General features: G+C 74.2%; 23 protein-coding genes. 10 read left to right on the forward strand and 13 right to left on the reverse strand.

Annotated features, from left to right (window positions below):
* Window positions 1-7 precede the first annotated feature (7 nt).
* Entirely contained in the window at window positions 8-937 is a 930-nt protein-coding gene (locus ACFY1P_RS28540) for a MurR/RpiR family transcriptional regulator (protein ID WP_361528046.1), read from the reverse strand.
* A gap of 63 nt (window positions 938-1000) precedes the next feature.
* Here ACFY1P_RS28540 and ACFY1P_RS28545 point away from each other — a divergent pair, with 63 nt between their 5' ends.
* Together ACFY1P_RS28545 and ACFY1P_RS28550 are read left to right on the forward strand one after the other, a co-directional pair.
* Window positions 1001-1360, forward strand: coding sequence for a hypothetical protein (locus ACFY1P_RS28545; RefSeq protein WP_361528048.1), 360 nt, complete (start codon window positions 1001-1003; stop codon window positions 1358-1360).
* On the forward strand, window positions 1357-1638 hold the full coding sequence (locus ACFY1P_RS28550) for a DUF4031 domain-containing protein (RefSeq protein ID WP_361528050.1): 282 nt from the start codon (window positions 1357-1359) through the stop codon (window positions 1636-1638). The genes ACFY1P_RS28545 and ACFY1P_RS28550 overlap by 4 nt, the downstream gene beginning before the upstream one ends.
* Before the next feature lie 276 nt (window positions 1639-1914).
* On the opposite strand, the gene ACFY1P_RS28555 is transcribed toward ACFY1P_RS28550, so the two are convergent.
* Window positions 1915-2577 carry a hypothetical protein gene (locus ACFY1P_RS28555; protein ID WP_390752213.1) on the reverse strand — a complete coding sequence of 221 codons (663 nt, stop codon included), beginning with the start codon at window positions 2575-2577 and terminating at the stop codon, window positions 1915-1917.
* 58 nt (window positions 2578-2635) lie between these two features.
* Between ACFY1P_RS28555 and ACFY1P_RS28560 the strand changes: the two genes are divergently transcribed.
* The gene (locus ACFY1P_RS28560) at window positions 2636-3334 is read left to right on the forward strand and encodes a copper homeostasis protein CutC (protein ID WP_361528054.1); all 699 of its coding nucleotides are present in this window, start codon (window positions 2636-2638) and stop codon (window positions 3332-3334) included.
* Window positions 3335-3542: 208 nt separating this feature from the next.
* Here the strand turns inward: ACFY1P_RS28560 and ACFY1P_RS28565 are convergent, their stop codons facing one another.
* A complete protein-coding gene (locus tag ACFY1P_RS28565; RefSeq protein WP_361528056.1) occupies window positions 3543-5603 on the reverse strand; it encodes an ATP-binding domain-containing protein in 2061 nt (686 codons plus the stop codon).
* A gap of 278 nt (window positions 5604-5881) precedes the next feature.
* Here ACFY1P_RS28565 and ACFY1P_RS28570 point away from each other — a divergent pair, with 278 nt between their 5' ends.
* Window positions 5882-6016 carry a hypothetical protein gene (locus ACFY1P_RS28570; RefSeq protein WP_361528058.1) on the forward strand — a complete coding sequence of 45 codons (135 nt, stop codon included), beginning with the start codon at window positions 5882-5884 and terminating at the stop codon, window positions 6014-6016.
* Window positions 6017-6210: 194 nt separating this feature from the next.
* On the opposite strand, the gene ACFY1P_RS28575 is transcribed toward ACFY1P_RS28570, so the two are convergent.
* Complete coding sequence (locus ACFY1P_RS28575) at window positions 6211-7860, reverse strand: DNA repair helicase XPB (RefSeq protein WP_390752214.1); 1650 nt, start codon at window positions 7858-7860, stop codon at window positions 6211-6213.
* Window positions 7861-8688: 828 nt separating this feature from the next.
* Window positions 8689-11178 carry a helicase-associated domain-containing protein gene (locus ACFY1P_RS28580; RefSeq protein WP_390752215.1) on the reverse strand — a complete coding sequence of 830 codons (2490 nt, stop codon included), beginning with the start codon at window positions 11176-11178 and terminating at the stop codon, window positions 8689-8691.
* Window positions 11179-11604: 426 nt separating this feature from the next.
* Between ACFY1P_RS28580 and ACFY1P_RS28585 the strand changes: the two genes are divergently transcribed.
* The gene (locus tag ACFY1P_RS28585) at window positions 11605-12513 is read left to right on the forward strand and encodes a hypothetical protein (RefSeq protein WP_390752216.1); all 909 of its coding nucleotides are present in this window, start codon (window positions 11605-11607) and stop codon (window positions 12511-12513) included.
* A gap of 4 nt (window positions 12514-12517) precedes the next feature.
* Here ACFY1P_RS28585 and ACFY1P_RS28590 read toward each other — a convergent pair whose 3' ends face one another.
* The 3 genes from ACFY1P_RS28590 to ACFY1P_RS28600 are packed head-to-tail and all read right to left on the reverse strand — an operon-like array spanning window position 12518 to window position 15437.
* Window positions 12518-13357: an ABC transporter ATP-binding protein gene (locus tag ACFY1P_RS28590; RefSeq protein WP_361530271.1), complete on the reverse strand. Its 840-nt coding sequence runs from the start codon at window positions 13355-13357 to the stop codon at window positions 12518-12520.
* Window positions 13354-14406, reverse strand: coding sequence for a FecCD family ABC transporter permease (locus ACFY1P_RS28595; protein ID WP_390752217.1), 1053 nt, complete (start codon window positions 14404-14406; stop codon window positions 13354-13356). The genes ACFY1P_RS28590 and ACFY1P_RS28595 overlap by 4 nt, the downstream gene beginning before the upstream one ends.
* Window positions 14403-15437, reverse strand: a complete 1035-nt coding sequence (locus ACFY1P_RS28600; RefSeq protein ID WP_390752218.1) for a FecCD family ABC transporter permease — start codon at window positions 15435-15437, stop codon at window positions 14403-14405. The genes ACFY1P_RS28595 and ACFY1P_RS28600 overlap by 4 nt, the downstream gene beginning before the upstream one ends.
* 81 nt (window positions 15438-15518) lie before the next feature.
* Here ACFY1P_RS28600 and ACFY1P_RS28605 point away from each other — a divergent pair, with 81 nt between their 5' ends.
* Window positions 15519-16199 carry an HAD family hydrolase gene (locus ACFY1P_RS28605; RefSeq protein ID WP_361530280.1) on the forward strand — a complete coding sequence of 227 codons (681 nt, stop codon included), beginning with the start codon at window positions 15519-15521 and terminating at the stop codon, window positions 16197-16199.
* On the opposite strand, the gene ACFY1P_RS28610 is transcribed toward ACFY1P_RS28605, so the two are convergent.
* The gene (locus tag ACFY1P_RS28610) at window positions 16142-16414 is read right to left on the reverse strand and encodes a hypothetical protein (protein WP_361530283.1); all 273 of its coding nucleotides are present in this window, start codon (window positions 16412-16414) and stop codon (window positions 16142-16144) included. The two genes, ACFY1P_RS28605 and ACFY1P_RS28610, sit on opposite strands and share 58 nt — an antisense overlap.
* 208 nt (window positions 16415-16622) lie before the next feature.
* Between ACFY1P_RS28610 and ACFY1P_RS28615 the strand changes: the two genes are divergently transcribed.
* Window positions 16623-17006, forward strand: a complete 384-nt coding sequence (locus ACFY1P_RS28615) for a cold-shock protein (protein ID WP_046926517.1) — start codon at window positions 16623-16625, stop codon at window positions 17004-17006.
* 51 nt (window positions 17007-17057) lie between these two features.
* Here ACFY1P_RS28615 and ACFY1P_RS28620 read toward each other — a convergent pair whose 3' ends face one another.
* From ACFY1P_RS28620 to ACFY1P_RS28635, 4 genes are read right to left on the reverse strand one after another with little or no spacing between them, the layout of a single operon-like run.
* Complete coding sequence (locus ACFY1P_RS28620; RefSeq protein WP_361530287.1) at window positions 17058-17909, reverse strand: 1,4-dihydroxy-6-naphthoate synthase; 852 nt, start codon at window positions 17907-17909, stop codon at window positions 17058-17060.
* A complete protein-coding gene (locus ACFY1P_RS28625) occupies window positions 17906-18739 on the reverse strand; it encodes a futalosine hydrolase (RefSeq protein ID WP_390752219.1) in 834 nt (277 codons plus the stop codon). Before ACFY1P_RS28625 ends, ACFY1P_RS28620 begins: the two co-directional genes overlap by 4 nt.
* A 19-nt stretch (window positions 18740-18758) precedes the next feature.
* Window positions 18759-19226, reverse strand: coding sequence for a DUF2771 domain-containing protein (locus ACFY1P_RS28630; protein ID WP_361530293.1), 468 nt, complete (start codon window positions 19224-19226; stop codon window positions 18759-18761).
* A gap of 26 nt (window positions 19227-19252) precedes the next feature.
* Window positions 19253-20743 (reverse strand): MFS transporter, encoded by a 1491-nt coding sequence (locus ACFY1P_RS28635; protein ID WP_390752220.1) that lies wholly within the window; start codon window positions 20741-20743, stop codon window positions 19253-19255.
* A gap of 292 nt (window positions 20744-21035) precedes the next feature.
* Between ACFY1P_RS28635 and ACFY1P_RS28640 the strand changes: the two genes are divergently transcribed.
* From ACFY1P_RS28640 to ACFY1P_RS28650, 3 genes are all read left to right on the forward strand, one after another.
* Window positions 21036-21941, forward strand: a complete 906-nt coding sequence (locus tag ACFY1P_RS28640; RefSeq protein WP_361530299.1) for a DUF3027 domain-containing protein — start codon at window positions 21036-21038, stop codon at window positions 21939-21941.
* A 492-nt stretch (window positions 21942-22433) separates the two neighbouring features.
* Entirely contained in the window at window positions 22434-25526 is a 3093-nt protein-coding gene (locus ACFY1P_RS28645; protein ID WP_390752223.1) for a sacsin N-terminal ATP-binding-like domain-containing protein, read from the forward strand.
* 50 nt (window positions 25527-25576) lie between these two features.
* Window positions 25577-25768, forward strand: a complete 192-nt coding sequence (locus tag ACFY1P_RS28650; RefSeq protein ID WP_361530302.1) for a DUF1059 domain-containing protein — start codon at window positions 25577-25579, stop codon at window positions 25766-25768.
* Window positions 25769-26523 lie beyond the last annotated feature (755 nt).

Below are 26523 nucleotides of genomic sequence, written 5' to 3' on the forward strand. Positions count from 1 at the left end.
CGGGGGCTCAGCGGCGGGGGTCGTGGCGGTGGGCGAGGGCTTCGTAGGAGGCGGACAGGGCGGGTGCCGCCCGCTCGTACGTCCGCTGGGCGACGCCGATGAACAGGCAGTCCACCACGAGCAGTTGGCTGGTGCGGCTCGACATCGCGGCCGGGCGCAGCTCGCTCTCCCGCGCGGTGGAGGTGGTGAGGACGTGGTCGGCGTACTGCGCGATCTCCCCGTCCGGGCGGCCGGTGATCGCGATCGTCGTCGCGCCGTGCTCGAAGGCGACCCGCAGCGGCTCGATCACATCGGTGGTCCGGCCCGAATGGGTGATGGCGATGGCGACGTCACCGGCCCGCAGCTGCACGGCGTTGGTGACGGCCAGGTGGGGGTCGGCGGGCGCGTGCGCGATCAGGCCGATGCGCAGCAGCTTCTGCACCAGGTCCTGGCCGACGAGGTTGGAGGCGCCGATGCCGTAGACGTCGATGCGCCGGGCGGTGGCCAGCGCGCCGACCGCCGGCTCCAGCTGCGCGGTGTCCAGCCCGGCGGCGGTGTCGGCCAGGCACTGCGCCTCCTCGTGGGCGAGCTTGGCGACCACCTCGGCCAGCGGGTCGTCCACCGCGATGTCGGCCGTGACCGCCGGGGCCCGGCCCGCCGCCTGCTCGGCCGCGAGCGCGGCGAGGGCCAGGCGCAGGTCGCGGTAGCCGGGGTAGCCCAGGATGCGCGCGGTGCGGACGACGGTGGCCTCGCTGGTGCCGGTGCGCTCCGCGAGGCCGGTGACCGTGAGCGCCGCCGAGCCCGCCGGGTCGCCCGCCAGGGCCTCGGCGACGCGCTGCATGGAGCGTGTCATCGACGGCGCCAGCGTGCGGACCTTGGCGGCCAGCGCGCCGGGGGCCGGTGGTGTGGCGGCGGGTGCCGGGACGGCGGTGAAAGTTTCTTTCAGTTTGCTGCTCACCTCATGAAAGGTATTTTCGGACCGGTGAACCGTCAACCCTCCCCGTCCCGGACAATGGACCATATGGAGCTCGAACAGGCACTGCACACGGCGCGCGCCCTCGTCCTCGCCGACCTCATGGCCGGTGACGTGGCGGAGGCCGACGTCGTCTCCCTCGTCGAGGACGCGGTGGTCCACCGCCGGTGGTGGGTCGAGCAGTGGCCGGAGGGCGTGGCGTACGTCGTGGGGCTCGTCGCCCAGGACGTCCAGGACGCCCTGCTGGAGCGGCACGGCCGGTGGCCCCTGTGCCCGGTCTGCACGGACGCCGGCGACCCGCACGCCCTGGAGGTCGAGCCCGAGCTCGGCCCCGACCCGCACTGGGCCTGCGCCAAGCAGACGGTGCTGGTGGCGCGCGTGGGGTCGCTGGGGGCGGCACTGCGGTGACCCTCTACATCGACCCGCCGACCTGGCCCGGTCACGGACGCATGTGGTCCCACCTGGTCAGCGACGTGTCGTTCGACGAGCTGCACGAGTTCGCGGCGCGGCTCGGCGCCCCCGCGCGGGCGTTCGACCGTGATCACTACGACATCCCGTCGACGTCGTACGGCCGGGCCGTGCAGATGGGCGCGCGGGAGGTGGGCAGCAAGGAGCTGGTGGGGCTGCTGGTGGCTTCGGGGCTGCGCCGGCCTAAGCATTCGCCGCCGGCGGGGGGTTTGCTTTAGGCGGTGGCCGGGGCGGTTGCTTGCGCCTGCGGCGGGCTTTGTTCCCCTACCCCGCCCCGTCCCGAAACTGGGGCTGCGCCCCAGACCCCGCAATACGCTTCGCGCGTTGTCCTCAAGCGCCGGACGGGCTGGATTTGGCTGATGTGGGTGCGCAATTTCAGCCCGTTGGGGGCACCTCTGGGGGCACCCCCGGACGGAGTCTGGGGGAGGTGGCTGGGGGAGTTTGAGGACGCGCCCGAAGGGCGCTCCCGCCGTAGGCGCAACGGACCCGCACCCTTACGCCGTCAGCAGTTCCAGCTCCGTGCGCAGGTTGCGGCGGGCCGTCGGCTCCCAGCGGTCGTGCCCCAGCCGCGTGCGGAAGAGGCACGGCAGCCCCAGCAGGTGCCGCAGCACCCCCGCCCGGCCCTCGCGGAACGCCGCGTCGGGCACGAAGGCGTACTCCTCCCGGACCGCCGCGGCGTACGCCGCGTACTCCTGCGGCGCCCCCGCCAGCACCGCCAGGTCCGCGTCGCACAGCACCTCGCCGTTGCGGTCGCCCTCGGCCGGGTCGTGCGTCACCGTCAGCCGTACGAGCCGGGCGGCCTCCGCCGTCCGGTCCGCGTCCAGGCCCAGCTCCGGCAGGGCGCGCTCCGCGAGGTGCGCGCTGCGCTCCTCGTTCTCCGAGCGGTCCGGGCGGTAGACGGCGTCGTGGAACCACGCCGCGAAGCGCACCGTGTCGACGTCCTCCGCGTACGCCGCCAGCTCGTCGACCCGGTCGAGGACCGCCGCCAGGTGATCGACCGTGTGGTACCGGCGCTGCGGCTCCGACCAGCGGCGCAGCAGGTCCTCCGCGTAGGGGGCGGGGTCCGGGGCGGTGGCGCCGCCGCGGGCCCGCACGACGGTGTCCCGCCAGCGGGCGCGCAGCGCGGGGCCGGACGGGTGCTCGGGCGTGTCTGCCATAGGCCAATTGTGGAGTACCGCTTTTGACGCCGGGCGCCGGTGTGGCACTCTGTGCTACATGTCTAGACCAATTCTCGAGGTCATCGCGCTCACCCCCGAGGACGCGGTGGCGGCCCAGGCCGGAGGGGCGGACCGCCTCGAACTGGTCACCGACATGGCCGCCGACGGGCTCACCCCCTCCCTCGCGACCTTCGCCGCCGTCCGCGCGGCCGTCTCCCTCCCCGTGCGCGTCATGCTCCGCGCCGCCGACGGCTTCTCCGCCGGGAGCGCCGCCGAGCTCTCCGCCCTCTGCGACTCTGCCCGGGCGCTGGCCGCCGAGGGTGCCGACGAGTTCGTCCTCGGCTTTCTCACCGACGACGGCCGGGCCGACCTCACCGCCGTCGCCGCCCTCGCCGACGCGATCGGGCCGCGGGCCCGGTGGACCTTCCACCGTGCCATCGACCGGGCCGCCGACCGGGACGCCCTGCGCAAGCAGCTCGCCGACTTCCCCGGGCTCGACACCTACCTCACCGCCGGGGCCGCCTCCGGCGTCGACGACGGCATCGCCACGCTGCTCGCCGAGGCGGCGCGGGGGGACGAGCCGGGGTACGAACCTCGCATCCTGGTGGGCGGGGGGCTTCAGTTGAAGCATGTGCCGGTGCTTCTGGGGGCCGGCGTTTCCGGGTTCCATATCGGCGGGGCGGCTCGGCCTGGCGGGTGGGGTGCGCCGGTTTCCGCTTCGGCGGTTTCGGTGTGGCGGGAGGCGCTTGGGGGGTGACCGGTTTTTGTCTGCGGGTGTGCTGTGCTTGATGTAGGTGGCCTCAAGCGCCGGCCGGGCTGGTTTGTGGGGGTGCCGGGGGTGGGGCCTCCGGGCTGAGGACCTGGAACGCGGTGCGGGCACCGTTCTACGTATTGAGTGCTGTAAAGACGCACCGCGTTCCAGAACCTCACCCTCCGACCCCACCCCCTCCCGCCGGAGTGTGTCCTCAGCCCAATTCGGCCGGTAGCGGCTGTGCGTGAATGACCGTCAGGCCTGATACCGCTCGGGTCAGTGCCACGTAGAGGCGGCGCAGGCCCGTTCGTTCGTCCGGTTCTCCCGCGACCACGCGTTCCGGTTCGTCCAGGACCACGTAGTCGTACTCCAGGCCCTTCGCGAGTGTTGCCGGGACCAGGGTCAGGCGGGCCTCGGCGCTTGTTTCCTCGCCCGGGGCCAGGTAGGGGAGGCCGGCTTTCTCCAGTGCCGCGGCCAGGGTGGGGATGCGTGCGTCCGCTGCGATCAGGCCGGTCGAGCCTTCGTGCTTCAGGGCCTCGTGGCAGGCTTTTACCACCGTCGTGTCGAGTTCGTCTGCGGTGACGGAGCGTACGGAGAAGTCGCCCGCCGCTTCTCGTACGGATGTCGCCTCGTTGAGCTCCGGCGCGATCGCGGGCAGGAGGCGGGACGCGTACGCGATGACCTCGCGGGGGACGCGGAAGCCCTGCGTGAGCTCCTCCACGGTGGCGTCCGGCTTGCCCAGGTGGGTGAGGGCCTCCGCCCAACTGCGGGTCGCCCACGGGGTCGTGCCCTGGGCCAGGTCGCCGAGGATCGTCGCCGAGCCCGTCGTGCAGCGGCGGCCCACCGCGCGGTACTGCATGGGGGAGAGGTCCTGCGCCTCGTCCAGGACCACGTGCCCGAGCGACGGCGTGCGGGCCACGAGGTCGGCGGCCTCGTCGATCAACACCGCGTCCGCGGCCGACCACTTGGCCGACTTCACGCTCCGGGCGGGCTTGGCCATGAGGATCTCCGCCTGCTCCTCCGGCGTGAGGAGGCCCTCCGCGTGCTCGGCCAGGAACTCCGCGTCGGTGAGCAGCCGGAGCACCAGCTTGGCCGGGTCCACCAGCGGCCAGACCGTCTTGACCAGCGCCTTCACCGCCGCGTTGCGGGCCACCGCGTCCTGCACGCGGTCGTCCGGTGCCTCGCCCGCGGCCTCCATGCGGACGAGCACGGCGTGGGCGATGCGCTGCGGCAGGGCGTCGCGCGCCGCTCCGTAACGGATGTCGCGGGCCAGTAGCTCGCGGACGATCTCCTCGATCTCGTACGCCGGGACCCGCCACCGGCGCGAACCACGCACGACGACCAGCGGCTCGGTGGGCATCGTCACCCCGGACCGCACAGCCCGCCGCAGCACCTCGGCCATGCGGGCGTCGCCCTTGACGCAGGCCGCGGCGGCGGTGTCCGCGCCGCGGACCTCGACGTGGGCGACGAGGTCGTCGACGGTGGCCTGCCCGACGTTCAACTCACCCAGCGCGGGCAGGACTTGCTCGATGTAGTGCAGGAAGGACCGGTTCGGGCCGACGACGAGCGTGCCGGTGCGCGCGAGGCGCTCGCGGTGGGCGTAGAGCAGATAGGCCACACGGTGCAGGCCGACGGCGGTCTTGCCGGTGCCCGGGGCACCCTGCACGCACACGGTGCCGCCGATGTCCGCGCGGACGATCTCGTCCTGCTCCGGCTGGATCGTCGCGACGATGTCCCGCATCGGGCCGACGCGCGGCCGCTCGATCTCCGTCTGGAGCAGCCGGCTCGTCCGCTCGGCGCCCGCCGTGTCGGTGAGGTCCTCGTCCTCGTACGCCGTCAACTCGCCGCCGGTGTAGCCGAACCGGCGCCGCGTGCCGACGTCCATCGGGTCCTTCTTCGACGCCCGGTAGAACGGCTGCGAGACGGGCGCGCGCCAGTCGATCACCATCGGGTCGCCGTCCGCGTCGTGGACGTGCCGGCGCCCGATGTAGAACCGCTCGCCGTCCGCGCCCTCCGCCTGTTCAGCCCCGGGCGCGTGCAGATAGTCGAGGCGGCCGAAGAAGAGCGGGGTGTGCGCGAGGTCGGCGAGCGCGGTGATGCGGTCGTCGATCTGGCGTTGCAGGACAGCCGCGTTGACCCAGTTCGCGGTCACGTCCTTGATGTCCAGGGACTCGACGTCCGCGCGCATCGCGCGCAGGGCCGCCCGGGAGGAGGAGAGGTGGGCGCGCTCGCGTTCGAGAGGGGCGTCGGCTTCGGTCACTTGCTGCGCGGGCACGGCATGGCCTCCGGGAGAGTGCTGTGGACGAGCGGGACCCGCCGGTTTCCGACCGGACGGGGCCGCTCCCGGATGCGTGCGGGAGGCGGCAGGACGGGCGATTGTAGCCAGCACGGAGGAGGCGTGCGAATGGTTTTTCGACGCGCCCCTGGCCCTTCTCAGGGTCGCCCTCACACTTCCGTAGGGGGCGGCATGAGTCTTGGGTCGTACGGCAGCGCCACGGGGTTTACACCAGCAGGGCGATGTGGCGTCGGCGGCCGGAAACCATCATGGACGACATGACCACCGCATCCGTCACCCCGGACACCACGCCCTTCTCCTTCGCCGCCGCCCTGCGCGCGATCAAGGCCTTCACCGGCGCGGCCGTCAGCGTCGTCCTCCTCGGGCAGTACGAGGACGCGCGGCGCGGTTGAACGCGGGTGCCTCGGCTCGTGGCCAGTCTGCGGGCCGTCTGCCGCCTTCGGCGGGAACGCCCTTCGGGCGTGTCCTCAAACGCCGGACGGGCTGGATTGAGCACCCACATCAGCCAGAACCAGCCAGTCCGGCGTTTGAGGACACGCCCCCAGACACGACCTGGGTTCCGCCGCCCCGTTCCTCCGCCGACCCCTTACGCCTCCTCGCCCGCGAGCAGGGAATCCGCGTCCACGATGCGGTACGCGTAGCCCTGCTCCGCCAGGAAGCGCTGGCGGTGGGCCGCGAAGTCCTGGTCGACCGTGTCACGCGCCACCACCGAATAGAACCGCGCCTCGTGGCCGTCCGCCTTCGGTCGCAGGACCCGGCCCAGGCGCTGCGCCTCCTCCTGGCGGGAGCCGAAGGTGCCCGACACCTGGATGGCGACCGTCGCCTCCGGCAGGTCGATGGAGAAGTTGGCGACCTTCGAGACCACCAGGACGCTCAGCTCGCCCTGGCGGAACGCGTCGAAGAGCTTCTCGCGCTGGGCGTTCGTCGTCTCGCCCTTGATGACCGGCGCGCCCAGGTGCTCGCCCAACTCGTCGAGCTGGTCGATGTACTGGCCGATGACCAGCGTCTGCTCACCCTGGTGCTTGGCGACCAGCGCCTCCGTGACCTTCCGCTTGGTGGCCGTGGTCGCGCAGTAGCGGTACTTCTCCTCCGTCTCGGCCGTCGCGTACGCCAGCCGCTCGCTGTCCGTCAGATTGACGCGGACCTCGACACAGTCGGCGGGCGCGATGTAGCCCTGCGCCTCGATCTCCTTCCAGGGGGCGTCGAAGCGCTTCGGGCCGATGAGCGAGAAGACGTCCGACTCGCGGCCGTCCTCGCGCACGAGCGTGGCGGTCAGGCCGAGGCGGCGGCGCGCCTGGAGGTCGGCGGTGAACTTGAAGACCGGCGCGGGCAGCAGGTGCACCTCGTCGTAGACCACCAGACCCCAGTCCCGGGAGTCGAAGAGCTCCAGGTGCGGGTAGATGCCCTTCCGCTTCGTCGTCAGGACCTGGTACGTGGCGATGGTGACCGGCCGGATCTCCTTCTTCGTGCCGCTGTACTCGCCGATCTCGTCCTCGGTCAGCGTCGTCCGCTTGACCAGCTCGTGCTTCCACTGCCGCGCGGAGACCGTGTTGGTGACCAGGATCAGCGTCGTGGCCTTCGCCTGCGCCATCGCGCCCGCGCCCACGAGCGTCTTGCCGGCGCCGCAGGGCAGCACGACCACACCGGACCCGCCGTGCCAGAAGCCCTCCACGGCCTGCTTCTGGTACGGCCGCAGGGCCCAGCCGTCCTCGCGCAGCTCGATGGGGTGCGCCTCGCCGTCGACGTAACCCGCGAGGTCCTCGGCGGGCCAGCCGAGCTTCAGCAGCGTCTGTTTGACCTGACCGCGCTCGGAGGGGTGCACGGCCACCGTGTCCGGGTCGATCCGCGCCCCCACCAGCGGCTGGATCTTCTTCGACCGCAGGATCTCCTCCAGCACCGGCCGGTCCGTGCACTCCAGGACCAGACCGTGCGTGGGGTGCTTCACCAGCTTGAGCCGCCCGTAGCGGGCCATCGTCTCGGCGATGTCGACGAGCAGGGCGTGCGGCACGGGATACCGGGAGTAGGCCACCAGGGCGTCGACGACCTGCTCGGCGTCGTGCCCGGCGGCCCGCGCGTTCCACAGCCCGAGCGGCGTGACCCGATACGTATGGATGTGCTCCGGCGCGCGCTCCAGCTCCGCGAACGGGGCGATCGCCCGACGACACGCGTCCGCCTGGTCGTGGTCCACTTCCAGCAGCAACGTCTTGTCACTCTGGACGATCAGGGGTCCGTTCAACGCTTCACCCATTTCTTCCGGCCAAACGTCCAGGGTATAGCGGTGGGGTGGGTTGCGGTCGTTTGTTGGGTGCGGGTTGTGTGCGCCTGCGGCGGGACGCCCTTCGGGCGTGGCCTCAATCGCCGGCCGGGCTTGGGTGTGTGGTGGGTGCCGGGGGTGGGGCCTCCGGGCTGAGGACCTGGAACGCGGTGCGGTTGCTGTGAGGCGTGTTGGGTGCTGTGAAGTCGCACCGCGTTCCAGAACCCCACCCTCCGACCCCACCCCCTCCCGCCGGAGGGCAGCATCAGGCTTCGGGGCACGCCATGCTTTTGTTTTCAGCCCGTTGGGGGCACCTCTGGGGGAGGTAGCTGGGGGAGTTTGAGGACGCGGCCGCAGGCCGCTCCCGCCGCAGGCGGCCAACGGGCCCGCAGGTTCGGGGTCTGGGGCGGAGCCCCAGTTTCGGGAAGGGGCGGGGTAGGGGAAGGAAGCGCCGCAGGCGCCAACCGGCCTGCGGCCAGGCGTCTGGGGCAGCGCCCCCCACGCGGCGGAGCCGCAAATTAGATGCAGCCGGGAAGGGGCGGGGTAGGGGAAAATGCCCGCCGCAGGCGCCCACCGGCCGGCACTCGGGCGTCTGGGGCAGCGCCCCCCACGCGGCGGAGCCGCAGATTGGATGCAGCCGGGAAGGGGCGGGGTAGGGGAAAATGCCCGCCCCAGGCGCCGACCCGCCCGCGGGCAGGGGGCTGGGGCAGCGCCCCCAGACGCAGCCGGGAAGGGGCGGGGTAGGGGAAGAAGCCCGCCGCAGGCGCCAACCGGCCCGTACCCCGCGGGGCCCATCAGACGCAGTCGGCGCTACGCCGGATCGTCCGCCAGTTCCGCCACGCCAGTGATCCGGTGCAAGGGATACGTGCGGATCTCGTCCGCCGTGTGGTCGTAAGCCGTCACGAAGCCGCCCTCCACCCGTACCGGCGCGATGACACGCTGGCTCGCCGAGCCCTCCGCGTTGACGTAGCCGATCCAGACCGGCGTGCCCGTGAGGACCGCGGCCTGGACCGCGGCGAGGGTGTCCGCGGAGGTCGTGCGGGGGAGGTGGCCGGGGGCCGTGTCGGGGGCGGGTTTGCGTTCGGCCGTGGCGGCCATGTCGCCCGCGCGGATGGCCCGTACCGCCGCGCCCAGGAGCGTCGCGTCGGGGGCGGGCGGGCCCTCGGGGACGGGGGCCGGGGCCGTGCGGGGAGGGGTGCGGTGGGCGTCGGCGCGGGCGATCAGCACGTCGCCCTCGGCGGACTCGGCGGCGGGCGCGTACCCCATGTCGCGCAGGCCCGCGAGGAGCGCGTCCGGTGCCGCCTGCGCGGCCAGCACCGTCGGGGCGAGGCGGCGCAGCCGCAGGTGCGCGGAGCGGCGGTCGGCGAGGATCTCGGCGAGGACGGCCTCGTCGTCGCAGCGGAGGTAGGACGAGGCGGCGCCCACCCGCAGATGGCCGTGGCGGCGGGCGACGTCGTCGACGAGATAGGCGAGGGGCTGCGGCACGGGCGTGCGCGAGTGCGCGGTGAGGAACGCCTTCAGGTCGTCGGCGGTCCGCCCGGCGTCCAGGGCCCGCCGCACGGAGGCGGGGGTGAAGCGGTAGACCGTGGCCCCGCCCTTGGACTCGATGTCGGCGAGCATGCCCAGCGTCTGGGCCAGCGGCCGGACGAGCGGGCCGGGGGCGACGGCCGTGAGGTCGGCCTGGAGCAGGATGTGGTCGAGCGGCTCGGGCAGCAGCGGGGCGAGGAGCGCGGCGGCCCGTACGCCCGCGGCGCCCAGCTCCGGATCGGTCGGCGGCCGCCATACGGCGTGGGCCTCGTCGACGGGCGGGAGCAGGGCACGGCCGTGGGCGGAGAGGGCGCCGCGGTTGACGACGCCGAGCAGTTCGGCCTCGGTCAGGGACCAGCGGGCGAGGCGGGTGCGGAGGTCCTCCTCGGCGCCGGTGGTGACGCGCGGCGGGCGCTCCCAGTGCAGCCGGGCCAGGAGGGTGTCCGGGGAGACGGAGGCGCCCGGCGGCAGGGTGGCGAGGAGCGCGAGGACGCGGTGGCGGACCTCGGGGGCCGGGCCGCGGTCGAGGTCGGGGCCGAGCGCGGCGAGCGTACGGGCCTTGGCGTCCCGGCCGCCGACGAGCCCGGCCGCGCGGGTGGCGGCGAGCCAGGCGGTGGCCAGCCGCGCCCAGCGCTGTTCGGCGGGCAGCTTGAGCCACTCGTCGTAGGCGGGCGTCGGGGCGTACCGCTCGTCGACCTCGCCGTCGGAGGCGAGCAGTCCGGCCGCGTACGCCAGCTCGACCCAGAAGGCGGCCGCCTGCTCCGTGGTGTCGAGGACGGCGGCCGTGCGCTTGAGGTCGCGGACGCTGAGGCCGCCCGCGCGCAGCACCAGCGGGCCGCCGGTCTCCCACTCCTTGAGCAGCTCCTCGACGGTGGCCAGGGCGGTGAACGCCTGGCCGGCCGCCGTCGCGTCCACCGTCCGCTCCGCGTGCTCGGTCACGGGGGCGAGCTCCGGAGCCACCGGTTCGGGCGAGCGGTGCGCGCGCCCGGCGCGCAGGTGCAGGGCGACTTCGCGGGGCAGCACCACATTGCCCGGCCCGGCGGACAGCAGCAGGCCGCGGTCGAGCAGCCAGCGCAGGTGCGGGGCGGGGTCGGCGGTGACCGTGCCGTACGGCGGGCCCCACAGCAGCTTGCCGAGGACGGCCGCCGAGTCGGCGGGCGCCTGGGCGAGCAGGGCGGCCATGCGCGTACGGTCCTCGAACAGTTCCGTCAGCGCGTCGACGGCCGTCACCGGATCGTGTGTCGCGGGCAGCCCGGCCGCCGCGATGATCTGCTGGACCCGCCCCGGGGACATGCCCGCCGTGGCCTCCGCGACGGACGGGCCGAGGCCGGTGGGGGAGGGGTGCGCGGCGCTCGGCGCGAGCAACTCGCGTGCCGTGCGCACCAGGCGCAGCCGGTCCTCGCCGCCCCAGACCAGGGCCTGGTCGCGCAGCGTCCCCAGGGCGCGCGGCAGTTCGCGGGAGACGCGGGGGTCCGCGGCCTCGTCCCCGCTCATCAGCGCGTCCAGCGTGGCGTACGGACAGGGGTCCGGGGCGACCGCGAGCGCCTCCGCGACCTGTAGGGCGAACCGGTCCAGCCGCTCCAGCGCGCGGACGACGGAGGCGCGGGTCCCGGCGCGGGTGGCCAGCTGCGTGAGGTCGCCGGGGACGGGGTTGAGCAGGTCCGGCCGGGCGACGAGGAGGGCCGCGAGGGCGTTGTCGGGCCTGCCGCGCAGCTCTTCCGCGAGGGTGCGGGGGGCGCCGGTTCTGTCGGCGGGGCGGCGCGGGGTGGTCATTCTGCTTACGGTACCGGTCCGCTGCGCTTTGCTGTCGGTCTGCGTTGGGGTGCGGGTCGCTTTTGGGTGCGGGTCCGTGTGCCTGCGGCGCTTTGTTCCCCTACCCCGCCCCTTCCCGAAACTGGGGGCAAGCCCCCAGACCCCCGCAACACGCTTCGCGCGTTGTCCTCAAACTCCCCCAGCTACCTCCCCTAGACTCCGTCCGGGGGTGCCCCCAGAGGTGCCCCAACGGGCTGAAAAACCAGCCCGTCCGGCGTTTGAGGACTAGCGCCGCAGGCGCTGCGCGTCAGCCGACGCATCCGCACATCGGGAGCCCGCCGCAGGCGGACAACAACCCGCACTCGACAACCGGCAGAACCCCGAACAACACCGCCCGCCCCGCAGGGACCCGGTACCGTCGGAGCACGAGCGGTCTTAGGGGATTCGGTGGGGATCGAGAGCGATCAGCTGGTTTTTGACTACCTGAGCCGAGTCGGCGACATCGCGCAACGCACCGCGCTGACCTCCGCCGACCGCATGCGGCTCGTGTCCCGTCTGCGTACGGAGATCGAGCGTCGCAGATCGTCCGAGGGGGCGGACACTCCCGCCGCCGTGCAGCGCATCCTCTCCGGGCTCGGCACGCCGGACGAGGCCGTGGCGGACGCGAACGGGTTCGTGACCGCCGAGAGCGGCAGGGTTCCGGCGCAGCGCCGGGAGGAGGAGCCCGCCCGGGGCGTGCCCGCCGTGGCGCCGCCGCACCTCGCGCCCGCGGAGGAGCTCGGCCCCGCCGGTGAGGTGCCGGACTGGTGGCGGGTGGACCCGGGGCCGTTCGGCAAGGGGGAGGCGGTGCACGGGTTCGTCGGCGGCATCGAGATCCCCGAGATACTGAAGCCGCCGCCCCGCGAGCCGGTGGACGGAGTGCCGGCCGAGGCCGTGGAGGCGGAGCCGGACGACGAGGCCATGGCCGAGGAGGCCGGGGAGACCCGGCGCCGCCCCAGCCTGCTGCGCCGCCCGGACGGGGAGCCCGTGAGCGTGCTGCTGCTCCTGGTGGCGCTGGTGCTGCTCGTGGGCGCGGTGCTGGGCAATTGGTTCGTGCTCGCCGCCGGATGGGCGCTGGCCTATTTCACGCGCAAGCTCTCGCACAACGAGTCGCAGTGGGCGGTCATGGGCGTCCCGGGGCTGACGCTCGGGGCCTGGGCGGTCTGGCTGTGGGGCCGTACGGAGGGCCGCTGGGGCGATTCCATCCCGGAGGGCGGCCTGGGCGCGGCGCTGTCGGACTCCTGGCCCTGGGTCGTGCGCGCGGCTGCCGTCGCCTCGGCGCTGTACGTCGTCTGGCGCTCGCGCCGCCCCGGCTGAGCCGTCAGCCGGCGGCCCGCTCCGACTCCCACGGCCGGCCCGCCACCACCAGCGGACTGCCCGTCACCGGGTCCGGGACGACGACCGACTCCAGGCCGAAGACGTCGCGTACGAGCTCGGCCGTCACGATGTCCGACGGCGGGCCCTGGGCCACGATCCGGCCCGCCCGCATCGCGATCAGGTGGTCGGCGTAGCGGGCCGCCTGGTTGAGGTCGTGGAGGACGGCGACGACGGTGCGGCCGCGCTCGTGGTTGAGGCGGCGGCAGAGGTCGAGGACCTCCACCTGGTGGGATATGTCGAGATATGTGGTGGGTTCGTCGAGGAGCAGCAGGTCCGTCTCCTGGGCGAGGGCCATCGCGATCCACACGCGCTGCCGCTGCCCGCCGGAGAGTTCGTCGACGGAGCGCTCGGCGAGGGCGGCCGTGTCCGTGCGGGTCAGTGCCTCGGTGACGGCGCGCTCGTCGTCCTCCGACCACTGCTGCCACCAGCGCTGGTGCGGCTGGCGGCCGCGGGAGACGAGGTCGGCGACGGTGATGGCCTCGGGGGCGACGGGGGTCTGCGGGAGCAGGCCGAGGGACCGCGCGATGGTGCGGGTGGGTATGCGGGAGAGTTCGGTGCCGTCGAGGAGGACGGCGCCGCGGGCCGGCTTGAGCAGGCGCCCGAGGGCGCGCAGCAGGGTCGACTTGCCGCAGGCGTTGGGGCCGACGATGACGGTGACGGCGCCGTCCGGGACGTCCACGTCGAGCCCGTCGACGACGGTGCGGTCCTCGTAGGCGAGGGTCAGGTCGCGGGCGGTGAGCCGGGCCGTGCGGTCGCCGGTCCCGGTCACGCTGGTCTCGGTCACGCTTTTCCTCCGGTGCGGCCCCTGATGATGAGCCAGATCAGATAGGGGGCGCCGACGGCGGCGGTCAGGACGCCCACGGGCAGCTGGTTCGGCTCGAAGAGCCTGCGGCCGAGCAGATCCGCGACGATCACGATGACGGCGCCGGTCAGCGCCGAGCAGAGCAGGGGGATCTGGGCCGTACGCGTCATGCGGCGGGCCAGCTGCGGGGCGAGCAGGGCGACGAAGTCGACGGGCCCGGCGGCGCCGGTGGCGATGGAGGCCAGCACGACGCCGAGGACGGCGAGGCCGAGCCGGACCCGGTTCAGCCGGACGCCGAGCGCGGTCGCGGTGTCGTCGTCCATCGAGACGGTGCGCTGCGCGCGGGCCGCCCAGCAGACGAACGGCGCGAGCAGCAGCAGCGCCCAGGCCACCGGCACGGCCTCGTCCCAGCCCCGGTCGGCGAGCGAACCGGTCATCCACACCTTGGCCTGCTGGGCGACGAGGTAGTCGCCCTTGGTCATGAAGAGGTTGGTCAGCGACCGCAGCGCGACCGCGAAGCCGATGCCGATGAGCACGAAGCGGGTGGCGTGCAGCCCGCCGCGCCAGGCGAAGAGGTAGGCGAGGGCCGCCGCGAGCAGCCCGCCGATGACGGACAGGTAGGGCAGGAAGGCGTACGAGGTGACGCCGAAGGTGAGCGCGCCGACGGTCAGCGCGCTCGCGCCCTGGGTGACGCCGATGATGTCGGGGCTGGCCAGGGGGTTGCGGGAGACGGTCTGGATGAGCGCCCCGGCCACGCCGAAGGCCGCGCCCACGAGCAGGCCCACGGTCATCCGGGGTAGCCGGAAGGTGCCGACGGTGAGCTCCTCCGGCGACGGCTGCCCGAGGACGACCTTCAGGGCCTCGGCCGGCGACACGAAGGACTGCGCCGCGCAGAGGTACGCCAGGCACGCGGCGGCCAGCAGCGCGGCCAGGGCGAGGGCGACGCCGGTGGCCCGCCGGTGGACGAGGAAGGAGGCGCGTCCGGCGCGTACGAGGGTGTGGCCGGCGGGGCGGAACAGCGTGGACGTCACGCGGCCACCGCCTTCTTGCGGCGGACGAGCGCGATCAGGAAGGGCACCCCGATGAGCGCCGTCATCACCCCGGAGGGGACCTCGCTCGGCGGGAAGACGATCCGGCCGACGGTGTCGGCGACCAGCAGCATCACGGGCCCGATGAGCGCGGCCATCGGCAGCAGCCAGCGGTGGTCGGTGCCGACGATCGCGCGGGCGATGTGCGGGACGGCGAGGCCGACGAAGGCGATCGGGCCGGCCGCCGCGACGCCCACGCCGGTGAGCACCGTGGCGCCGACGCCGCCGACGATCCGCACGGCCGCGACGTTCTGGCCGAGCCCCTTGGCGACGTCCTCGCCGAGCGCGAGGGCGTCCAGGCCGCGGGCCACGCTCAGCACCAGCACCACGCCGACCAGCAGGAACGGCCAGATCTGGCCCGCGATCCCGGTGTCCTGGCTGGGCAGCGAGCCGACCTGCCAGAAGCGGAAGCGGTCCAGGACGGCGGCGTGGGTGGTGAGGACGCCGTGCACGACGGACAGCAGCAGCGCGTTGATCGCGGCACCGGCCAGCGCCAGCTTCACGGGAGTGGCGCCGCCGCGGCCGCGCGCGGCGACGGCGTAGACGGCGACGGAGGCGAGTGCCGCGCCCGCGAAGGCCCACCACACATAGCCGGACAGCGTCTGCACCCCGGCGAAGGTCATCGCGAGGACCACGCCCAGCGAGGCGCCGTGGCTGATGCCGAGGATGCCGGGGTCGGCGATGGGGTTGCGGGTGATGCCCTGAAGAACCGTTCCGGCAATGGCGAGTGCCGCGCCCACCATCAGCCCGACGACCGTGCGGGGCAGCCGCATGTCCCGCACGACGGCTGTGGCCTTGCCGGGGGTGCCGTGCCAGAGCGCGTCGAAGACCTGGGAGGGCGCGGTGGCGCGGGCTCCGACGGCGAGGCTGAACAGCACCGCCGCCAGCAGGGCGACGACCGCGGCCGCCGTCCAGCCGACGCGGCGCCGGACCCGTGGGGACCCTGGGCTGCTGATCGGGACGGCGGCTGACATCGCTTCCACTTCGTGGCTCGTACCTGGGGAAGTTAGGCAACGCTAAGTGTACGGGTCGGGCATCGCGGCAGAATGTGGGGCATGACCTCGCACCAGCGGCACCAGGACCGGCCCTCCTTCACGGTCGGCTTCGACCTCGACCTGACCCTGATCGACTCCGCGCCGGGCATCCGCGCCGCCTACGAGTCGCTGGCCGCCACCACGGGCACGCGCATCGACGTCGACCTCGTGTGCAGCAGGCTGGGCCCGCCGCTGGAGCAGGAGCTCGCCAACTGGTTCCCCGCGGACCGCGTCGCCGAGGCCGCCGCGGACTACCGCGCGGTCTATCCCACGCTCGCGATCGCCGCGTCACCCGTCATGCCGGGCGCGCGCGAGGCGCTCGCCGCCGTCCGGGAGCTGGGCGGGCGGTCGGTCGTCGTCACCGCGAAGTACGAGCGCAACGCCCGGCTGCACCTCGACCACCTCGGGCTCGCCCCCGACGCGCTCGTCGGCGACCTCTGGGCGGAGGGCAAGGCCACGGCGCTGCGCGCGCACGGTGCGACGGTCTACGTAGGCGACCACACCGGGGACGTGCGCGGCGCGCGTACGGCGGGTGCGCTGTCCGTAGCGGTCGCGACGGGCCCTTGTGACGAGGACGAACTGCGCGCCGCCGGGGCCGATGTGCTCCTCGCCGACCTCACGGCCTTCCCCGGCTGGCTGCGCGGCTACCGCGAGGCGGCCGCGCCGTCCGGGACCGCCGCCGCGAGCGAGGCCCGCGCCTGACGGCGCTGCGCCGCGACGGAACGCAGCACTCCGGCGGCGGCGATCAGGAATCCGACCCCCATCAGCATGCAGACGAAGTACGCTGCCGGCGGCAGCGGATGGGCGCCGAGGAAGAGGGGGGCGACCGTCGCCAGGGTGGCCACCGCGCCCACGAGGAAGACGATGGCGCCGACGCGTACCAGCAGATCCCCGTCCCGGGGAGTTTCGCTACTCACCTGACCAGGGTAGATCCATAGCCGACGGCGCGGTGGCTCCTTTCGCCCCCGGCGCCGCACGGAAAAGGACGTCTTGTCACCGGGCCCGGGACCATTAGCCTTGGGGGTAGCGGGTCTTGCGACCCGCTGTAGTGCTATCAAGAGCTGTTTTTCCGTTGATTGCAGACGTTTTCCGTAATTCCGACGAGATACGAGGACGAGGACAGACGTGCCTACCGGCAAGGTCAAGTGGTTCAACAGTGAGAAGGGCTTCGGCTTTCTCTCCCGCGACGACGGCGGAGACGTCTTCGTGCACTCCTCGGTGCTCCCGGACGGGGTGGACGCCCTCAAGCCCGGACAGCGGGTGGAATTCGGTGTCGTGGCCGGCCAGCGCGGCGACCAGGCGCTCACCGTGACGCTCCTCGACCCCGCCCCGTCGGTCGCGGCCGCACAGCGCCGCAAGCCCGACGAGCTGGCGTCGATCGTGCAGGACCTCACCACGCTCCTGGAGAACGTCACCCAGCAGCTGGAGCGCGGCCGTTACCCCGACAAGGCCCATGGCGCGAAGATCGCCGGAATGCTGCGGGCGGTGGCCGACCAGCTGGACGTCTGACCACCGCTCCCGCTCGACGGAGGTGCGGGGAAAAGCCTGCCGGGCCGACCGTCAGGCGAACTCCAGTGCCTCCGGGCCGAGGGGCGGCACCAGCCCCTCGGCCGCGGCGCGGGTCAGCAGCCCGCGCACCGCGGCGTAGCCGTCCTCACCGAGGTCGGCGGTGAACTCGTTGACGTAGAGCCCGATGTGCTGGTCGACGACCGCCGGGTCCATCTCCTGGGCGTGCGCCAGCACATACGGCCGGGACGCCGCCGGGTCCTCCCAGGCCATCCGCACCGACGTCCGTGCCGCCTGCGCCAGTTCACGCAGCCGGGCCGCGCCCAGCGAGCGCTTGGCGATGATCGCGCCGAGCGGGATCGGCAGCCCCGTCGTCGACTCCCAGTGCTGGCCCATGTCGGCGAGGCAGTGCAGCCCGTACCGCTGATACGTGAACCGCGCCTCGTGGATCACCAGTCCGGCGTCGACCTTGCCCTCCTTGACGGCCGGCATGATCTCGTGGAACGGCAGGACGACGACCTCGCCGACCCCGCCCGGCACCTCCGCCGCGGCCCACAGCCGGAACAGCAGATAGGCCGTCGAGCGCTCGCTCGGCACCGCGATCGTCTTCCCGGCGAGCCCCGCGGCCTCGCCCGGCTCGCGGGTCAGCACCAGCGGGCCGCAGCCCCGGCCCAGGGCGCCGCCGCACGGCAGCAGCGCGTACTCCTCCAGGACCCAGGGCAGCTCCGCGTACGACACCTTCAGCACGTCGAACTCGCCGCGCTCGGCCATGCCGTTGGTGATGTCGATGTCGGCGAAGGTGACGTCGAGGGCCGGGGCGCCGGGGACGCGGCCGTGCGCCCAGGCGTCGAAGACGAAGGTGTCGTTGGGGCAGGGCGAATAGGCGATCTTGAGCGGTTCACTCATGGGGTCCTCCTCGCGTGCGGTGGCGGTGCTGCGGGGGCTGGCGCGGGGCGGGCCTCCGGAAGATCGTTGACGTGCGGGAGGGGCTCCGTCGCGAGGGCCCCGGGCAGCGCCGCGAACGCGCCCGCGAGGGCGGCCAGGGCATCACCGATGCGCCATGCGGCGCGGTCGCGCGGGCCGACGGGGTTGGACACCGCGCGGATCTCCAGCACCGGCACCCCGTGCGCCGCGGCGGCCTCGGCCACGCCGAAGCCCTCCATGGCCTCGATCAGCGCGCCGGGACGCAGCTTCGCCAGCGCGCGGGCGCGCTCCGCGGAACCCGTCACCGTCGACACGGTGAGCACCTCACCGCGCCGGGCGCCCGTCGCCTCGGCCACGGCCCGCACGAGCGCCTCGGGCGGCCGGTGCTCCACGGTCCCGAAGCCCAGCTCGGTCACCGGGAGGAAGCCCTCGGGCGTCTCGGCGCCCAGGTCCGCGGCGACGATCGCGTCGGAAACGACGAGGGAACCCACCGGGGCCCCCGCCGTCGCGCCCGTGAACCCGCCGCCGATGCCCGCCGAGACCACCAGGTCGTACGGGCCGCCGGAGACCGCCGCGGCCGTCAGCGCGGTCGCGGTGCCCGCGGCAGCGGCGGCGGGGCCGACTCCGGCGGCCAGCGCGTCGACGACCAGCGGGAGGGGGCCGGCCGCGGTGGCGGTGCGGTGCAGCACGAAGCCCGGCACGGCGAGCTCCACGGTTTCCACCGGGCCGCCGGCCGGGGCGGTGGCCCCCGCCGCGCCGCGGGTGACCGCGTCACGCTCCGCGGCGACGGCGGTGACGACGAGTACGCGCATCAGCGGGGCCTCCGGGCCGTCAGTCCTTGTCGAGCTCGAGCTTGACGCTCCACACGCCGTTCTTGCTGACGACCGACAGGACCGTGGACTTGTCCAGGGTGCCCATCTGCTGGTTGTAGAAGAGCTGGTCGCCCTCGAGCGAGGTGTACGTCTGCTTCGTCTGGTTCGAGCGCGGCTGGTTGCCGGCCACCACGAACCAGCTCTCGTCGGCGATCTTCGGCTCGACGCCCACCCGGATCTTCTCGCCCTGCTTCACCTTGATGCTCTTGACCGACTTGTCGGCCAGGCACTTCTGGAGGCCCGACTGGTCGAGCGTCTTGCTCTCGTCGAAGCAGGCGGCCTCGGTGGTCACCGTGGTGGAGCCGACGGACACCGTCGCCAGGGGCGTCGGCTTGTCGCAGGCGGAAAGGGCGACGAGGCCGAAGGCGACGGCGCCGACAGCGGCAGCGGCACGTCGGCGCTTGCCCTGGAAAAACGCATCGGTCATGCGCGCAGGCTATCGGGCCCGTCCACTCACGCCACGCGCGGGTGCGGCGAGCCGCGCCGGGCCGCCGTCAGCAGGCCCCGTACGGCAGTGACGACACCCAGCGCCAGGACCCCCGCGGCCACCGCCATGCCCAGGGTGCCGTTGAGCGGCAGCACGATGCCGATCGCCCCGCCCACCACCCAGGACATCTGGAGCAGCGTCTCGGAACGGGCGAACGCCGAGGTGCGCACCTCCTCCGGGACGTCCCGCTGGATCAGCGAGTCCAGCGACTGCTTGCCGAGCGCCTGCGAGATGCCCGCGACGGCCGCCACGACCGCCACGAAGAAGGCGCTGAAGAAGGCGGCCGCGGCCACCGTCGCCCCCAGGGAGAGCGTCAGCACCAGCGCGATCGTCTTCTCCGGGCCGCGCGAGCGCAGCAGCGCGCCGATCGCCGTGCCCAGGGCGTTGCCCCCGCCCGCCGCGACGCCCACGACGCCCAGGGAGAACGCCGGGCTCAGCCCCCCGATCGGGTGTACGCGCAGCAGGAAGGCCAGGAAGAAGGTGAGGAAGCCCGACAGCACGCGCATGGCGCTGTTGGCCTGGAGGGCGTGCAGCACCGAGCTGCCGACGGTGCGCAGGCCCGGCCGGGGCGCTTTGCCGTTCTTCTGCCGTCCCGGCCACCCCTGCCATCCGGTCTTCCGCCGCACGGTGCTCCGGTGCCGCTCCAGCGCGGGCCGCAGCGGGGAGCGGTGCTCGCCGGAGACCAGCTGCGCCCTCGCCTCGCCCTTCGCCGAGTCGACCTTGTGCGGCAGCGAGAACGACAGCAGCGTGCCCCCGGCGAACACGACCGACGCCCCGTACAACGGCCACGCCGGTCCCAGCTGGTGCAGCCCCGCGCCGAGCGGGGCCGCCACTCCCGTGGCCAGCAGCCCGCCGAGCGTCACCCGGGAATTGGCCTTCACCAAGGAGATGCGCGGTGGCAGCAGCCGGGGCACCACCGCCGACCGCACCACGCCGTACGCCTTCGACGCCACCAGCACGCCCAGCGCCGCCGGATAGAGCTCCAGCCCGCCGCTCGCCACCGCGCCCGACATCGTCAGCGCCAGCACCGCCCGCGTGATCATCGCGCCCGCCATCGCCGCCCGGCGGCCGTGCGGCAGCCGGTCCAGCAGCGGGCCGATCACCGGGGCCAGGAGGGTGAACGGCGCCATCGTGACCGCCAGATACAGCGCCACCCGGCCACGCGCCTGGTCCGTGGGCACCGAGAAGAACACCGTCGACGCCAGCGCCACGGTGATCAGCATGTCGCCCGCCGAGTGCACGGCGTGCAGCTCGATCAGCTTGCCCAGCCCCGACTCGCCCGCCCCGTGCGCGTGCGTGGCCCTGCGGACGCCCCGCCCCGCCCACGTGAACGGGCTGCGCAACACGCGGCCGACGCCCCGGGCCGTACGGCGGAGCGGGCCGCCTTCGGCTGACCGGATGGCTCCCACCACGCCATACTGCCCCAACTGCCACCGGGCGTGGTGCTTTCCCCCCATCCGTGGGGCGCGCCCGGCGCCCCGCCCGTCGGCCCGGCCGGGGGCTCGCCGAAGCCCGGGTATCCCCCGGGTGTCCTGGCGGGGTAGCGTGCGTAGCGCGCCACCGGTGGTCGTTCTTGGCCGCGCCCCGAGTCTCCATCCCGCAGAATGGGAGTGACTAGGTGCGCCCGAGGCCGTTCGGGCGCGGACGTCGACGCGGTCCTCCGGTCCGCTCCGTCCGCCGACCCGGCCGTTCGGCTGGCGCACTCGTGAGACGGCGTGGAAGAGAGAATCGATTCTTGTGAGTGCTGCGATGCGAAGCCGTACCCCGGACCGCCTGTGCGCCGAGGCGGTCGAACTCGCCCGTACGGCCGCTGAGGAAGCGGCGCTGCCGGGCATGGTCGGCGACCACGTCGAGGTCGCCGCCGACGGGGACCGCGTCGTCACCCACTACTTCGCCTGCCTGGACCCCGGCTACCGCGGCTGGCGCTGGGCCGTCACCGTCGCCCGCGCCTCCCGCGCCAAGGTCGTCACCCTCGACGAGACCGTCCTGCTGCCCGGCCCCGACGCCCTCCTGGCCCCCGAGTGGGTCCCCTGGAGCGAGCGGCTGCGCCCCGGTGACATGGGCCCCGGCGACCTCCTGCCCACCGAGGCCGACGACCTCCGCCTGGAGCCCGGCTGGACCGGCGAGGACGCCCCGCCGCCGAACTCCGCCCTCGCCGAGGAGATGGACCGCCTCGGCGACGCCGAGGACGCCGATGTCACCGTCGGTTCCCCCGCCGCCCAGGCCGTGCCGCCCGCCCGCGGCTCCATCGCCGCCGTCGCCGAGGAACTCGGCATGCGGCGCGCCCGCGTCCTCTCCCGCTACGGCCTCCACTCCGCGGCCGACCGCTGGGACGACACCCACGGCGCCAAGACCCCCATGGCCCAGGCCGCCCCCGCGTCCTGCGTCAGCTGCGGCTTCCTCGTGCGCCTCGGCGGCTCCCTCGGGCAGGCGTTCGGCATCTGCGCGAACGAGTTCGGGCCGGCGGACGGGCATGTCGTGTCGCTGTCCTACGGGTGCGGTGGGCACTCCGAGGCGGCGGTCATGCCGAAGGCTCCGCGGCCTTCCGCTCCTGTGATCGACGAGACGCTGGTGGATCCGCTTCAGCTTCGGCCTTCGTCTTCGGCCGGATCCGTCTCGGCCGATGGGCCTGACGAGGAGCTCGGGCACTCGTAGCCTGCGGGTTCGCTGCGCTTTGCGGGGCGGTGTCGGGTGCGGGTCCGTTGCCGCCTGCGGCGGGACGCCCTTCGGGCGTGTCCTCAAGCGCCGGACGGGCTGGGTTGTGGGTGCCGGGGGTGCGACCTCCGGGCTGGGGACCTGGAACGCGGTGCGGGCGCCCTTGTCCGTACTGCGTACCGCAATAACGCACCGCGTTCCAGAACCCCACCCTCCGGCCCCACCCCCTCCCGCCGGTGGATACGTGCAGCTGGGTGAAAACCTCGCTTCGGCGCGGCGGGCGCGTGGGGGGTGTGGGGGCTTAGCAGACACTCTTACTAGTGGGGTAATCGGAGTGGCGGCCAAGGGGAGGGTGATGATGGGCCCTCAACTCGCACCGCGCAACCGCGCCCGACGGACGTTCAGCCATAGCAACCCCAAGGTCAGGGAGTAGACGTGAGCGGCATCCGATCCGCGCCCCGCGAAGCCGATGGCACGGACCCGTTCGGGACCATGCGGCTCCGGCGCAACGCGCTGGACGCCTGGATCACCGCACCCGCGCGGTTCCGGGAGGACGCCAACGCCGAGGAGGATCTGGTCCTCGGCGGCTATCGCGACCGCCTCGTCGTCGAGCTCGCCCAGAACGCCGCCGACGCCGCCGCGCGGGCCGGCGTGCGCGGCAGGCTGCGGCTGACCCTGCACCCGGCCACGGGCGGCGGGCCCGCCGTGCTCGCCGCCGCCAACACCGGTGCGCCGCTCGACAACGCCGGTGTCGCCTCGCTGGCCACGCTGCGGGCCTCCGCCAAGCGCGACGAGGCCCGGGAGGCCGTCGGGCGGTTCGGTGTGGGCTTCTCCGCCGTGCTGGCCGTCAGCGACGAGCCCGCCGTCATCGGCCGCTCCGGCGGCGTGCGCTGGTCGCTCGCGGAGGCGCAGGCGCTGGCCGCCGGGGCCGCCGCGGGCAACCGCGACCTCGCCGAGGAGATCCGCCGCCGCGACGGCCACGTGCCGCTGCTCCGGCTCCCGCTGCCCGCCGAGGGCTCCGCGCCCGAGGGCTACGAGACCGTCGTCGTCCTGCCGCTGCGCGACGGCGCCGCCGAGGACCTGACCCGGCGTCTGCTGGCCGGGGTCGACGACGCGTTGCTGCTGGCCCTGCCCGGCCTCGCCGAGGTCGTCGTCGAGCTGCCCGGCGAGCCCGTACGCATCCTGGACCGGCGCGACGAGGGCCCGTACGTCCTCGTCCGCGACACCGCGCGCGGCGCCGCGACCCGCTGGCGCGTCGAGCGCGCGGCCGGGCGGCTGGAGCCGGAGCTGCTCGCCGACCGGCCGGTGGAGGAGAAGCTGCGCCCCCACTGGTCGCTGGCCTGGGCGGTGCCGGTGGGTCCGGACGGCGCGCCCGCACGGCCGGAGACCGCGCCCGTGCTGCACGCCCCCACGCCCACCGACGAGCCGGTGGGCCTGCCCGCCCTCCTCATCGCGTCCTTCCCCCTCGAACCCACCCGCCGGCACACCGCCCCCGGCCCGCTGACCGACTTCCTCGTCGAGCGCGCCGCCGAGGCGTACACCGCGCTGCTGCGCGACTGGCAGCCCGTCTCCTCCGGCACCCTCGACCTGGTCCCCTCGCCGCTGGCCAGCGGCGCCGTGGACGCGGAGGTGCGGCGGCTGGTCCTGGAGCGGCTGCCCCGCGTGCCCTTCCTGCCGCGTGCCGTGCGGCCCGCCGACGTGCCCGAGGACGCGCGGGAGGCGTACGCGCAGCCCCTGCGGCCCGTCGACGCCGAGGTCGTCGAGGGCGCCGGGGCGGAGACCGCCGCCGTGCTCGGCGAGCTGTTCCCCAACCTGCTGCCCGCCGGGCTGGAGCGCCGTCCCGAGCTGCGCGCGCTCGGCATCACGCGCGTCCCGCTGGGCGAGGCCGTCGACCGGCTCGCGGGTGTCGACCGCGAGCCCTCGTGGTGGCGCAGGCTCTACGACAGCCTCGCCGGTGTCGACCCCGACCGGCTCAGCGGCCTGCCCGTGCCGCTCGCCGAGGGCGGGCGCACGGCCATCGGCCCCCGGCAGGTCCTGCTGCCGCCGCCGGGCGGCACGGAGCGGCTGTCCCGGCTCGGCCTCAAGGTCGTCCACCCCGACGCCGCCCACCCGCTGCTGGAGAAGCTCGGCGCCACGCCCGCCTCGGCCCGCGCGATCCTGACGACCCCTCAGGTGCGGGCCGCCGTCGCCGCGTCGCTCGACGCCGACGAGGTCTGGGACGAGGACGCCCTCGACAGCGAGGCCCTCGCCGAGACCGTTCTCGGGCTCGTGCGCGACGCCAATCTCGCCCCCGGCGACGAGCCCTGGCTCGCCGCGCTCGCCCTGCCCGACGAGGACGGCGAGCTCGCCCCCGCCGGTGAACTCGTGCTGCCCGGCAGCCCCTTCGAGAGCGTCATCCGCCCCGGCGAGCTCGCCGCCTGCGACGCCGAGCTCGCCGAGCGCTGGGGCGAGCAGCCGCTGACCGCCGTGGGCGTGATGGCCACCTTCGCGCTCGTACGCGCCACGGACGTCGTCCTCGACCCGGACGAACTGGAGCCGCGCGACACCGACTTCGCCGAACCCGACGACGTCGGCCTCCTCGAAGCCGTCGACGTCTGGTGCGAGGATGTCCTGGACCAGCTGCCCGAGACGTCCGTGCCGCCCGTCGCCACCGAGATCGTCGCCGTGCGCGACCTCGACCTCGTCGACGACGACGCCTGGCCGCGGGCGCTCGCCATGCTGGCGCGGCCGCCGCTGCGGGACGCGCTGACCGCGCCCGTGCGCGTCCTGCTGCCCGACGGCACGACGGAGTCCGTACGCCCCTACACCGCCTGGTGGTTGCGCGGCCACCCCGTGCTCGACGGCCGCAGGCCCGCCGGGCTGCGCGTCGCGGGCGGCGACCCGCTGCTGCGCGGGCTGTACGAACCGGCGGACGCGGCCGGGCTCGCCGACGACCAGGTGCTGCGCGCGCTGGGCGTACGCACCTCCGTGGCCGCGCTCCTCGACGAGCCGGGCGGCGCCGCGGAGCTGCTCGGGCGGCTCGCCGACGAGGACCGCGAGGTCGACGCGGCCCAACTGCACGCCGTCTACGGCATCCTGGCCGGGCTCGACCCCGACCAGGTCACCCTGCCGGACGAGCTCCGCGCCGTCGTCGACGGCGAGGTCCGCGTCGTGGACGCCGCCGACGCGCTGGTCGCCGACGCGCCCGACGTGCTCCCGCTCGCGGCTGGGCACCCGCTGCTGCCCGTACGGCCCGCGCGGGCGGCGGAGCTGGCGGAGCTGCTCCAGGTGCGGCGGCTGAGCGAGGTCTTCGCCGTGCGCGTCCCCGACGGCGAGGGCGCGGAGCGCAGCGTGCCGGAGGGCGTGCGCGCGCTGCTGCCGGGCGCGCCGGAGACGTACGTCGAGCACGAGGGGCTCGTCGTCGGCGGCGTCGAGCTGGACTGGTGCCTCGGGCAGGACGGCGTGCTGCACGCGACGACGCTGGAAGGGGTGGCGGCCGGCCTCGCCTGGGCGGCCGGCGCGTGGTCCCGCCGCTTCGAGGCGGCGGCGCTGCTGGAGGACCTGTCCCGCACCACCGAGCTGGCGCGGGCCCGCTGGTTCGACTGACGGTCCCGCCCCGGAACTACCCTGGAAGAGAGCCCACCCGGGAGGCTGTCATGACCAGGAAAGTCGCCGACTGCCGCAGGTTCCCCAGCGAGACGAACTGCACGCTCACCATCACGGGCGAGGAGGACGAGGTCCTCGAAGCCGCGACCCAGCACGCGATCTCGGTGCACAAGCACCAGGAGGGGCCTGAGCTGCGCGAACAGATCAGGGAGTTCCTGGAGGACGAGAAGGCGAAGGCTTGACGCGGGGGCGGCGCCGTTCCCCGGCCCCGCCCCTTCCCGGCTGCGTCTGCTCTGCGCGGCTCCGCGGCGTGAGGCTCCGCCCCGCCCCCTGGCTGCGGGTTGCTTGCGCCTGCGGCGGGCTTGTTCCCCTACCCCGCCCCTTCCCGGCTGCGTCTGATGTGCGGCTCCGCCGCGTGGGGGGCTCCGCCCCAGACCCCGAGCTGCGGGCCGGTTCGCCGCCTGCGGCGGGAGCGGCCTGCGGCCGCGTCCTCAATCGCCGGACGGGCTGAAAGACAAAAGCATGGCGCGCCCGGGCTGGAATGAGCGCCCCGGGCGGGCGAAAGGGAAAGCGTGGCGCACCCCACAACCCGATGTCGCTCTCCGGTGGGAGGGGGTGGGGTCGGAGGGTGGGGTTCTGGAACGCGGTGCGACTTCACAGCACCCAATACGCCTCACGGCAACCGCACCGCGTTCCAGGTCCCCAGCCCGGAGGCCCCACCCCCGGCACCCACCACACACCCAAGCCCGGCCGGCGATTGAGGCCGCCCGCCGCAGGCGCGAACCGAGCCGCACCCAAAAACCGCCCCCGCACCCAGCGGAAAGCGCACCCACCACAAACCCAGCCAGGCCGGCGCTTGAGGCCGCCCGCCGCAGGCGCGAACCGAGCCGCACCCAAAAACCGCCCCCGCACCCAGCGGAAAGCGCACCCACCACACACCCAGCCCGGCCGGCGTTTGAGGCCGCCCGCCGCAGGCGCACACAACCCGCACAAGACA

The sequence above is a fragment of the Streptomyces sp. NPDC001407 genome (assembly GCF_042895325.1).
Taxonomy (GTDB): Bacteria; Actinomycetota; Actinomycetes; order Streptomycetales; family Streptomycetaceae; genus Streptomyces.